Annotated in this window: 9 protein-coding genes and 1 pseudogene; 6 read left to right on the top strand and 4 right to left on the bottom strand. The window is 38.7% G+C overall.

Features of this window, described 5'->3' with window-relative positions; all coding sequences use genetic code 11:
* On the bottom strand, positions 1-823 hold an 823-nt coding region (locus FC36_RS08810; RefSeq protein WP_056986852.1), incomplete at its 3' end, for a DMT family transporter.
* Between the two features lie 163 nt (positions 824-986).
* Here FC36_RS08810 and FC36_RS08805 point away from each other — a divergent pair.
* Positions 987-2,171 carry an MFS transporter gene (locus FC36_RS08805; RefSeq protein WP_268872450.1) on the top strand — a complete coding sequence of 395 codons (1,185 nt, stop codon included), beginning with the start codon at positions 987-989 and terminating at the stop codon, positions 2,169-2,171.
* 110 nt (positions 2,172-2,281) lie between these two features.
* Here FC36_RS08805 and FC36_RS08800 read toward each other — a convergent pair whose 3' ends face one another.
* Together FC36_RS08800 and FC36_RS08795 are read right to left on the bottom strand one after the other, a co-directional pair.
* Positions 2,282-2,833, bottom strand: a complete 552-nt coding sequence (locus FC36_RS08800) for a cysteine hydrolase family protein (protein WP_025021241.1) — start codon at positions 2,831-2,833, stop codon at positions 2,282-2,284.
* 16 nt (positions 2,834-2,849) lie between these two features.
* Positions 2,850-3,290 (bottom strand): YaiI/YqxD family protein, encoded by a 441-nt coding sequence (locus FC36_RS08795; RefSeq protein WP_023860238.1) that lies wholly within the window; start codon positions 3,288-3,290, stop codon positions 2,850-2,852.
* A 333-nt stretch (positions 3,291-3,623) separates the two neighbouring features.
* On the opposite strand from FC36_RS08795, the gene FC36_RS08790 reads away from it, so the two are divergent.
* Positions 3,624-8,162 carry a S8 family serine peptidase gene (locus FC36_RS08790; protein ID WP_056986851.1) on the top strand — a complete coding sequence of 1,513 codons (4,539 nt, stop codon included), beginning with the start codon at positions 3,624-3,626 and terminating at the stop codon, positions 8,160-8,162.
* A 178-nt stretch (positions 8,163-8,340) separates the two neighbouring features.
* A complete protein-coding gene (locus tag FC36_RS08785) occupies positions 8,341-9,225 on the top strand; it encodes a LysR family transcriptional regulator (RefSeq protein WP_081781988.1) in 885 nt (294 codons plus the stop codon).
* Positions 9,226-9,408: 183 nt separating this feature from the next.
* Here the strand turns inward: FC36_RS08785 and FC36_RS12510 are convergent, their stop codons facing one another.
* Positions 9,409-9,633 carry a FanG protein gene (locus FC36_RS12510; RefSeq protein ID WP_081781987.1) on the bottom strand — a complete coding sequence of 75 codons (225 nt, stop codon included), beginning with the start codon at positions 9,631-9,633 and terminating at the stop codon, positions 9,409-9,411.
* Between the two features lie 28 nt (positions 9,634-9,661).
* On the opposite strand from FC36_RS12510, the gene FC36_RS08780 reads away from it, so the two are divergent.
* From FC36_RS08780 to FC36_RS11670, 3 genes and pseudogenes are all read left to right on the top strand, one after another.
* The gene (locus FC36_RS08780) at positions 9,662-10,276 is read left to right on the top strand and encodes a CadD family cadmium resistance transporter (RefSeq protein WP_025021239.1); all 615 of its coding nucleotides are present in this window, start codon (positions 9,662-9,664) and stop codon (positions 10,274-10,276) included.
* Positions 10,277-10,287: 11 nt separating this feature from the next.
* Complete coding sequence (gene cadX / locus FC36_RS08775; protein ID WP_056986850.1) at positions 10,288-10,626, top strand: Cd(II)/Zn(II)-sensing metalloregulatory transcriptional regulator CadX; 339 nt, start codon at positions 10,288-10,290, stop codon at positions 10,624-10,626.
* Between the two features lie 43 nt (positions 10,627-10,669).
* Positions 10,670-11,518, top strand: a pseudogene (locus FC36_RS11670) (helix-turn-helix domain-containing protein); the annotation flags it as partial.
* Positions 11,519-11,574 lie beyond the last annotated feature (56 nt).

Raw genomic sequence — 11,574 nt, 5'->3', positions numbered from 1 at the left:
CCCAGCCAGTAAAATGAGTACCTAAGAAAAGCCAACCGATGATAGAAGCTGCCACTGCTTCACTAAAACCGTATAAAATACCTTTCGCCGGACCGATGATTGCCAAACCAGACATAAAAGCATTGAAGGCGGCAATATTACCAATTAAGATTACCACTAGCAACCCCAAAAACAAGGACCAGTTTAAATGGTAAGATATTTCCCAGGCTTGGAAAATGCCAAACATCAAGATACCTCCCAATAAAAATGACCAGCCTTGAACTAGTGATACTGGGTATTTGTTAGTCAAATGACCACCTAAAAGGTTATAGATTGCTACACACATCGCGCTTCCCACCCCTGCTAATAAAGCTGCTGGTGAAACTGCAAAATTGGAAAAGTTGCCGTGGGTTACAATTAAGAAGACTCCAGCAATTCCGATAACAATTGCCAAAATTTCATATAAATATGGCCAACGTTTCGCAACTAAACAAGAACCAATTAAAACCGGAATTGGTGCTACATTCATCAAAACTGCCCCCACCCCAGCCGTAGACAGCGCAATACACAAAAAATACAGATATTGACTAAACGCCACACCGCCAATACCATAAATTAGTAATACTACCAAGTCTTTTCCGGGCTTGAGCGGTGTCAGAATAGCTGTTTTATAATGCCAGAAACAATAAATTAATAAAATCACTCCTGAATAAAATAACCGTACTGGTGTTAACCACTGTGTATCAACATGCAAATTATCAAATAAAAACTGCGCCGTTGTCCCGGAAATTCCCCAGCAAATCCCCCCTAATAACGTCAATAAAATTCCTTTAATCTTTTCCATACGCTCTTCTCGTTTCTTTTCATATTACTTGTACAGATAACTATCATAGCCCTTCTTAATCCAACTGTAAATAAAAATATTTTTATTTTCAAAATTCCTAGACATCAAACTTTATCAGGCATATAATGAACTACAATTATAAAAAATTAGGAAGTGTTCTAACTTGACCAAAAAACCTGATAAAGAGCGCCTTTACACCAAAGATGTCATTTTAGTGATGGCTGCTTCTTTCTTCTTTATGTTCAGTAATATGTTCATTAATACTATTATTAATGGTTATGCTCAAAGTCTAGGCGCAACAGAGAGCTTCGCAGGCATGATTGTCGGTATGATGAGTTTAACTTCGATGTTTTTACGACCAATTGCGGGAAATCTAACCGACCGTTTTTCTAAATACGCCCTATCTTTAATTGGAGGTATCTTTATTTTTATTGGTATTGCCGGGTATGTTTTAACCCCCAATAGCCAGCTATTGCTCTTATTCCGCCTCCTAAATGGAACTGGTTTTGTTCTATGTACTGTTTGTATGACTACCTGGTTAGCAACTCTAGTTCCCCGCGCCCATGTGGGGCAAGCTATGGGATTTTACGGCTTGATGAATGCCCTTGCCATGGCAGTTGGACCTGCTGTTTCAATTAACCTTTACACTCGGATTGGTTATAAACACACCATTCTTATTGGGTGTGGAGCTGCAGTCGCAATGATGTTGATGGTCCTATTTGTTAGCGATCATGCAGTTCCCCAAGCAAAGTCTCAAACACGTCAAAAGAAAAAATTTAAGTTAATTCAAAAAGACGCGTTACCAGTAGCATTTTTAATCACACTGTTTGCTTTACCATACTTTGCTACCCAATCTAACTTAGTCGTTTATACTGAAGAAAGAAATCTGCATGTTGCGGTAGGTTCCTATTTCTTAATTTACGCCGTTGTACTTTTAATTATCCGAATTGCACTTAAAGAATATTTTGACACCGTACGCTTTCGATACTGGTTTTACATTAGTGTTATCGCAACAGCTTTTTACCTTTTGATGCTTACTGTTATGAAAAATAATTTCCAAATGGCGCTTGGCGCTACGGGCATGGCCATAGGTTACGGTGTTATCTATTCCGTTCTACAATCTACTGCCCTACTCTTGGCACCAATGGGAGAACAGGGGTTAGCCAGTTCAACTTTTTATCTTGGTTTAGATATTGGGATGGCTATGGGACCTATTTTAGGTGGTTTTATCGATGCTCAACTCTCCCCTGCTAATTTCTATCCGGTAATGCTTATTCTTTTACCAATCATGTTTTTAATTTATTTACCAAGTCGTCATAAATTAAATGGTGCCATTGATCATCATTAAAAAGGTCGCCTTCCATGTTTTGGAAAGCGACCTTTTTGACCTGGCTTAGATTCCGCTAGTAGCAAAATTTTTTCTTATTTAGTTAACATAACTTACCATTGATTCTTCTATTACAAAATCGTGGCTCCCAAAGAATTCTCAAAGTGTTGTAAGCCCCACGCTTGACCATATTCAGTAAAAGTTGCCACACAATCACTTGGTACTGTAATTTGGTAATTATGGTTGTAAGCGTCGACCGCTGTATGTAAGACACAAATATCGGTACAAACCCCTGTTAACCAAACTTCCGTCACTCCGCGTTCGCGTAAGAAATTATCTAAATTGGTGTTAACAAAAGCTGAATAACGATTTTTATCATACTGCCAAACATTTTCTTGGCTTTGGTGATTTTTAAACCATACCCCAACTTGGTCATAAAGGTCATGACCTGGGGTGCCCGCAATATTATGGGCGGGGAAAAGCTTAGTTTCAGGATGAAATTTGTCATTTAAAAAATGTGTGTCCGTGGGGAAAATAACATAATCTCCTGCCTGATTAAATTCTTCCATCCGTTTTAAAATCGCAGCTTGAATGTCTTGCCCGGGTTTCCCACAGGTTAAGGCACCATCACTTGCCACGAAATCATTAGTATAGTCAATTACCAGTAGTGCTCTTTTAGTCATCTGTCTATTTCCTTTCCTAATTTTCCTGCAGCAGTTTTTCAAAAGTTAGATAAAATTTTAAATCATCAGCTTCACTACGAACAGCTGGTCCTCGTAAATGGGTTTTAGAATGTGCGCGTCGGGTTCTCTGGGCTTGGTAGCGACTCATCAATAAAGAATCAATATTATCATTGGTGTATAACATCCCACTTTGATGAATCGCCTGGGCTCCTTTCGATAGCGCTAAAGCCGCCACCCCATAATCTTGAGTTACGACAATATCTCCCTTTTGGCAACGATTAATGAGGGCAAAATCCACCGCATCCGGTCCTGGTGAAATCACTTCGACTTTACTATAATCTGATGTAATCACATGATTAGTATCACATAAAAGTGTACAATCTATATTATTTTCCCGCGCTAAATATTCGACAATTCCAACTACCGGACAGGCATCGGCGTCAACATAAATTTGCACGAAAGTCCCTCCTTACTAAAACGTTTACTTTTTCAGTGTAACATTTTAGCGCTCAAAAAGGCTAAAATTTGCTCAAAAGTTGAAAGTTTTCCCTAAACTTCCCACCTTATAATTATAAAAAGATTATATTATCACTTTTAAATCTAGCCTATATATCAATCTTTTTCTCTAAAAACCCAGTCGTAAATCCCTTGTAAATACAAGATTTTCTTTCGGATTATTAAATTTATTCTTTTATTTCCCTAGTTTTATTTTAATTTTTTATAATTAAACCTTGCAAAAAAATTAATTATAAATTAGAATAAATTTATCTTTTCCAAGGAGTTGAAGTTTATGAAAAAGAATTATTGTACTGAAGAAAAACGCCACTATAAGCTTTATAAGGCTAAATCCCGCTGGTTAGTGGCGGCCATTACAACTTCTGGCTTAGTACTCTTGGCTACAGCCCCCGCTTCCCAAGCACAAGCTGATAGCGTCGATGAAGTTACAGTGACCCAAACCACTAATAATCAAGTCACTACCAATAGCCAAAATGCTGATACTGAACAAACAACTAACCAAGTACAAACCAATACTCAAACTGCTACTGCAAATCAAACAGAAAACGTTGCTACCTCTGCTGACGTAACACCAGCAACAACAGAAAAAGACCACGTCAAGGGTAACGTCCAAGCTGCTTGGGATCAAGGTTATCAAGGCCAAGGGATGGTCGTCTCCGTGATTGACTCCGGAGCCGATACCAACCACAAGGACTTCGCTCAAGCTCCTAAAGACCCTGCTATTTCTAAAGAAGAAGCCCAAGCTCAAATCAACAAGTTAGGTTATGGGACTTATGCTTCGGAAAAATTCCCCTTCGTCTATAACTACGCAAGTCGGAGTAATGATTGGATTAAAGACGACGGTCCCGATGCTTCCCAACACGGACAACACGTTTCAGGAATTATCGGAGCTAATGGTCAAGCAAATGGCACTGACAAGTACGCTGTTGGGGTCGCACCTGAAGCCCAATTGATGATGATGCGGGTTTTCAACGGCCAATTTGCCGATGAAAACACTGACGACATCGCTCAAGCAATTTACGATGCTGTTAAACTCGGTGCCAACGTTATCCAAATGTCCTTGGGTCAAGGGGTGGCTGCCAACAACTTAAACGATGTCGAACAAAAAGCCGTCCAATATGCTACTGAACATGGTGTCTTTGTTTCTATTTCTGCCTCTAACAGTGGGAATGGCGCCAGTGTAGCTGGTGATGACCTACCTTATAGACCAGGTGGCCCTGCTGGTAACTTCTCACCATTTTCATCAAGTACTGTTGCTAATCCAGGGGCTTCTGTTAATGCATTGACCGTTGCGGCGGAAAACTCTGATCTTGGGGACGCTAGTGACATGGCCAGCTTTTCTTCTTGGGGAGCCTTGCCAGACTTCACTTTGAAACCTGACCTCTCTGCTCCCGGTGTTAGCGTAGTTTCTACCGGTAACGACAACGGCTACAACACCATGAGTGGGACTTCTATGGCCGGTCCTTTCAATGCCGGTGCGGCTGCTCTGGTTATGCAACGCTTAAAGGCTGCTACCGACTTAACTGGTTTTGCCTTAGTTCAAGCTACCAAAGCCCTCTTAATGAACACGGCCCGCCCAATGACACAAGTGAAATACACTACGCCTGTTTCACCACGGCGTCAAGGGGCTGGACAAATTGATGTCGGCGCTGCTACGGCCTCACCAGTTTACATCACTGCGGCCGATGGGACTAGCTCTCTTTCACTCAAACAAGTTGGTGAATCGACCAATTTCACCCTAACTTTCACCAACCTCTCTAACCAAGATCAAACTTATACCTTTGATGACTTTGGAGGTGGCTTAACTGAAAAACGTGATGAAAAATCCGGTATCTTCTATGATGAATATCTTGCCGGCGCTCACGTTAATGGACCACAAACCGTTACCGTTAAGGCCGGGCAAAGCGCAAACTTCACTTACAGCTTAAACTTAACGGGTCTCAAAAAGAATCAATTAGTTGAAGGTTGGCTTCGCTTTACTAACCAAAATGGGCAAGCCCAATTAGTCGTACCTTACTTAGCTTATTTTGGTGACATGACTACTGAAGACGTCTTTGATAAAGCTGCTAACCAAGACGGTACTATTTTTGGAGGCAATTACTTCGTCAACGAAAATAACTTCCCTCGCGGTGTAGCTGACCAAGAATCTCTAAAAGCTTTGGTTAACTTAGACGGTAAATACAACTGGCAACAAGTTGCCAAGCTTTACCAAGACGGTAAGGTTGCGTTCTCACCAAATAATAACGGTGCGAGTGATATTCTTAAACCATACGCCTTTATCAAACAAAATCTTAAAGACCTCAAGATTCAAATTCTCGATGCCAATGGTAAAGTGGTGCGGACAGTTGCTGATGAACAAGGTTTAGATAAATCCTTCTACAACAGTGGCAATAATCAAGATATCACCTTATCCGTTTCAATGCGTAACAATCGTGATACCTTAGATTGGGATGGTAAGCTTTACAATGACCAAACTGGCCAAATGGAAACTGCCCCTGATGGTCAATACACTTACCGTTACATCGCTACCCTCTATAACGAAGGTGATAAGCAAGTCCAAAGCGCCGACTATCCTGTTGTTATTGATACGACCGCTCCGGTAATTTCTAACCTTGCTTACGACGAAACTACCCATACTTTAAGTTTCGATTACCAAGACCAAGGCGCTGGCTTCACAGATTACTCCTACGCAATTGTAAAAGTTAACAACCAAGCTTTTGGTTATAAACTAAAGGACGGTGACTCTCACTTCACAAATGACGGTAAGACTGCCGGTCATTTCCAAGCAGTCTTAAATGCTGCAACTTTAGCCGCTTTTACAACTGCTAAGAATGCTCTTTCCGTTGCCGTTACCGATGTAGCAGATAATGGTACTAGCCAAACCTTAGTTTTGGTTTCCCCAGATGTTAATACTAATAGCGTCAACCTTTGGAACGCAACTAACGGACTGGCCTTTGACCAAACTTCTCCAGACTACAACGCAACTAATAAGACTTACACTTTACGTGGTTCTGCTAACCAAGACTTCTACTACAAAGGTGCCCTAGTTCAAGTCGCAACTGATGGTACCTTTGCACTCCCAGTCGCCACTAATGTAGAGCAAGTCGTTTTAACAGCTGACCAAGCTGGCCAAAAAGTCTTAACTACTCTTAAGACTTCAACACCTAAAGCTGCCTTTGCATGGCAAGTAGCCAATACGGAACCGCACAGTTTTGGGCTAATGTTAAATACTGTAATCGGTAATAACCCTGATGACGTCGTTGTCCAAGCAGCGGTAACCGTCGGGGATAATGTCAAAGCCTACGCTCAAGACTACTTCTCAGGTGAACTTTACGAAGCTGAAGTAAAAGATGGCTTAGCCACTTTCCACATTCATGACGCCCGTCGCACCGTCTTAGTTGGTTGGACAGAAGTTACCGGACCAAACTTCAACGACGTACAAACAACTCCTTCATCTGGAGTCTACCTTGGGGTAATGGCTAATGCTAGTTACCCTGCCCCAGGACCCGCTTTCACAAAGGCTAGTCAATTAGGAACCGACCTTGTCCAAGAAAAAGCTGACTCCGATACTTTAGGTAACCCAGATACCTTACCAGGACACGCTGTTACTGATTTAACAACTAAAGCTCCTGCTAACACGGAAATTAACTTTGATTACTTGACAGATAACGACTACAACTGGGTTGGAACTAAAGCCATTACTGATGGCGTTTATGACCCTGAAAACCAGGTCTTTACCGTCACAGGAAAAGTTACTCCTGAAGTTACCGCTTTGACAATCCTAGGTGACAGTTCAAATGAATCGGATCCAGCTAACCAAGTTGCTTTACAAGCAGATGGTAGCTTCACCTTCAGTTTCCACGTTGCTCCAACTGCCCAACGGCCAATCGCCTACATCTATACAACAGCTGCCGGTCAGACACGCGGGACTATGGAACTTATCTTAGACACTGCCTTACCAAGTTTAGACCTTGCAGATGCACAAAGTTACCAATTAGATGCGGATGGTAATTACCAAATCTACACTAACAACCCTAACTTTACCTTAGCAGGAACAGCCAATGACAACGTTGATGGTTACCGCTTCTTCGTTAATGGTAACAATGAATACCGCGAATTCCACAATTCTGGTGTTAACTTTGTGGCAGAAGCGCACACGGACGGCACTACGGTTACTAACCCTTACCCTGCCCACAAATTTAATCACTCCTTTGACTTGCGTGCAGATGGTCAAAACGAAACCACTCACGTCTACACTTTGAAAGTGACTGACGTCGTTGGTAACACCGTAGAAAAGAAATTCTACGTCCACTACCAAGCCCAAGCTACAACTGATACTAAGGTGGTTACGCAAAAGCAAGCTGCCACAACGCTTTTAGACTACGCAACTGAAGCTAGCCAACTCAAAGATGCCAAAGGAGACTTACAAGCCGTTACTGGCACCGACTTAACTCCTGGTCAATACCGCTTATTCAATAAGTACGGTAACTTAGTCTTAAACTTAACCGTTACTCCTGACCCAGAAGTACACACTACCTCAGAAAATAATGTCGATGTCCAAAAGCAAGAACTTACAAATACAGATGCTAAAGCGGAAGTAGATAATAAATCAGAGGTACAAACTGAAGGAAAAGTAACTTCTGCGCCACAAACTCAAAAAGTTGCTACTAAAGTTGTTGCTGCTAAGCATCAAGCAAGTTTACCACAAACTGGTGAAAAGCAAGCATCAACAACATCCTTAGGTGTATTAGCTCTCGCATTAGCTACACTTTGCGGACTTTTCGGCTTCGGCAAAAGTAAAAAGGAAGATTAATACAACGCTTAAAAAGTGACATAATCTGAAAATTTCAAAAAACGTTTCTCGTATATAAATATATGGGAAGCGTTTTTTATTGCTTTTCTAAAATAAACAAGACTGTTAACTTCACTTAAAGGTGTAGAATAGGTTATAATTCATTGATGTGAAATACATTAACAACAAAGGTTATGGTATGAATATGGAACTTAGATTACTCAGATACTTTTTAGCTGTATGTGACGAACGTAATTTTACTAAGGCTGCTGATAAAATGCATGTTTCACAACCAGCTTTATCAAAGCAAATCAAAGATTTAGAAAATGAATTAGGTGTTAATCTCTTCGTTCGCGAGCATCGCAAAGTTTCTTTGACGCAAGAAGGTTATTTTTTACGTGATCGTGCTCAGGATATTTTGAATTTAACTGATGCGACAAAAAAGTCTTTGCAAAAAGACAAAATTATTTCCGGTGTTTTGAGGATTGGTGCTGGTGAAAGCTCACAATTAAATAAGGTAATGAAGTTGTTGGGCGAAATTGCTATTAAATATCCTGATGCTCAAATTGACATTGATGATGCAAACAGTGATCAAATCGAGGAAAAAATCGACAACGGCATCTATGATTTCGGTATTATTATGGGAAATCGAGATCTTAGCAATTTTGAAAGTCTAGTTTTACCTGAAAAAAATCAATTCGTCGCCTACTTTAACCAAAGTCTGCCTTTAGCCCAAAAGGAAGAAATCACCTTACACGATTTAGTTAACTACCCTATTGTTATGAGCAAACAAAGTGATTTTTTGCAAAAATTTAAAACTGAACTGGGTAACGATGCTGATAAATTACAAATCATCGCTAAATCTAACTTACTATATAACTCTTCACTTCTTGCTCATGAAACTAATTCTGTTTTGATTGGCTATAAAGACTTATTTGTCTTTAAAGACCCTAACTTTGTAACAAGACCACTTTCACCTAAAATTTGGGATCCAATGACCTTGATTTGGAAAAAGAATTCAGTAATGTCTAACTTATGTACCAAATTTCTAGAAGATTTAAAAGCACAGCTTAATGCAAACTAAAGAAGCCTTGGAAGTTTTTTCCCAGGGCTTCTTTCCTTACTTAGAATACTTTTCAACGCCGTCTTTCAAACGTTGCATCCCGTTCTTGACCATTGCTAATGGACAAGCCAAATCAAGCATGTAGCACTACCTGAGGTTAAGCAAGGGGTTCACTACACGTCATTAGACGTCAAAATATTTATTTTAAGCGATTTTTGAATTTTTGAAGTTCCTTACATTGCAATATAAATCAATAAGAACTCTACCTTTTACTCTACCTTTTTTAGATGAATATATCATTTGGATATTGAAGTTAAGCCCTGCTATCATTTCGATGGCAGGGCTTTTTAATATTTGGTACACTAACTTCTTATTTATATTTTGGTGGAGCTGAAGTTGACATCTACAAAGTTCAATATTAAAATATATTCAAAAATATATTTGAATGAGGTGTTTTATGATTCAAAATGTTGTTACTTCAATAATCCTGTATTCTGGGACAGCCGTAGACTTACTTATTATCCTAATGTTATTTTTTACCAAAAGAAAAAGCAGAAAAGACATCATTAACATCTATTTAGGACAATTTCTAGGCTCTGTTAGTCTAATATTGCTAAGTTTGCTTTTTGCATTTGTCTTAGATTATATTCCTAGTAAAGAGATTTTAGGTTTGCTCGGTTTGATTCCAATTTTCCTAGGCTTCAAAGTTTTGCTTTTAGGAGATTCTGATGGAGAAGCTATTGCCAAAGAAGGGTTGAGCAAAGATAATAAAAACCTGATTTTTCTAGTCGCTATGATTACTTTTGCAAGTTGTGGTGCTGACAATATTGGTGTCTTTGTCCCATATTTTACTACCTTAAATTTAGCGAATTTGATAGTGGCTTTACTTACCTTTCTAGTCATGATTTATCTCTTGGTTTTTTCTGCCCAAAAATTGGCACAAGTCCCTTCTGTTGGAGAAACTTTAGAAAAATATAGCAGATGGTTTATTGCCGTTGTTTATTTAGGATTGGGGATATATATCCTGATTGAAAACAACAGTTTTGATATGCTATGGACTGTGTTAGGTTAGGAGAAAATATTTTGAAAAAAAATAGTATCTGCCAAGTGAATGTTATAAATCAACAAAATATTACAACCGCAACGAACTACCTTGAAAAGGAAAAAGTCCAAAAATCACTTCGCATTTTATCAAAGTTTACCGATAATAAACAGATAAATATCATCTTTTATCTCCTTGCTGTTGAAGAACTCTGTGTCTGCGATATAGCCTGTTTACTAAAACTCAGTACGGCATCTGCCTCCCACCATCTTCGTAAACTAGCCAATCAAAACATTTTGGGTACTAGAAGAGAGGGGAAAATTATATATTATTTTATAAAAGATGAGGAAATCAGAGATTTTTTTAATCAACTAGGATAACAACTATTTTTTCTGCTTTTCCATGTTTATAGGGGGCTTATCTATGAAATTTTTTGATAAAAATTACTCACAAGAAATACCTACTCGTATCAAGTGTTTAAGAAAAAAGTATAATTTAAAGCAAAGTGACCTAGGTAATGTAGGTCAAGTTAGCCAAGTTGAAAAGGGAAAGTGACAAGTTACCGCTTCAATATTGCTTTATTTGAATACTCAAACCGACTCGGACTATAAAGAAATTATTTTTGGAGATATTGCCAAGTTTGTTGAAAATATGTTTTACCACTGCTTCAGCTCTATTTTATTTAGAGATTTAGAAACTGTAGATAAAAGAATGTATTCTTTTTCGGACGATAACTTAATTTCAATACAATCCAGCTGTCTTAGACTTTCCAAGACATTCGCAAATTTCAATATTCAAAGAAAAAATTTTTTGGCTTCTGATGAAACTGAAATGGATACTTTTCACAAGAAAGATGACATCGACATTACTGTTGGTGAAAAAAGTTATAACCTCGCTAGAAGTTTTAGAACCAGTACTATCAATGAATTGACTGTCATTGATTTTGAAGAAATGTTTGATATTATTTGGTTGATGTTAGGGGATAATTTAATTAAATCATTTGAAGTTAATGTCTGTGGTATCCTATTTGAATTAGACAGAAATGGCATACCCTCAACATTTAGGCAAGAAAACATTGATCCCCTCATCAATAAATGGTGGTATGATAATGTTTCGACAGAAATTATCCCTAACCTAATAAAAAAACTCAAAGAAAATCCACTATTTAATATCGGATTCCTGGTTGATGATATTCTAGAACGAATGTATAAAGAAAATATCCCAAAATCTTACCTTACATCCGTTCCGTTAGTTATTTCAAAAAAAGCAAGGTGCTGTTAGAATAAAAAATGTACAAGTTAAAATGAGGTCCTGAATCAGTTATAATA

Source organism: Ligilactobacillus equi DSM 15833 = JCM 10991 (genome assembly GCF_001435735.1).
Taxonomy (GTDB): Bacteria; Bacillota; Bacilli; order Lactobacillales; family Lactobacillaceae; genus Ligilactobacillus; species Ligilactobacillus equi.
Note: the sequence above shows the minus strand (reverse complement) of the source record. Positions and strands in the feature narration are given on the sequence as shown.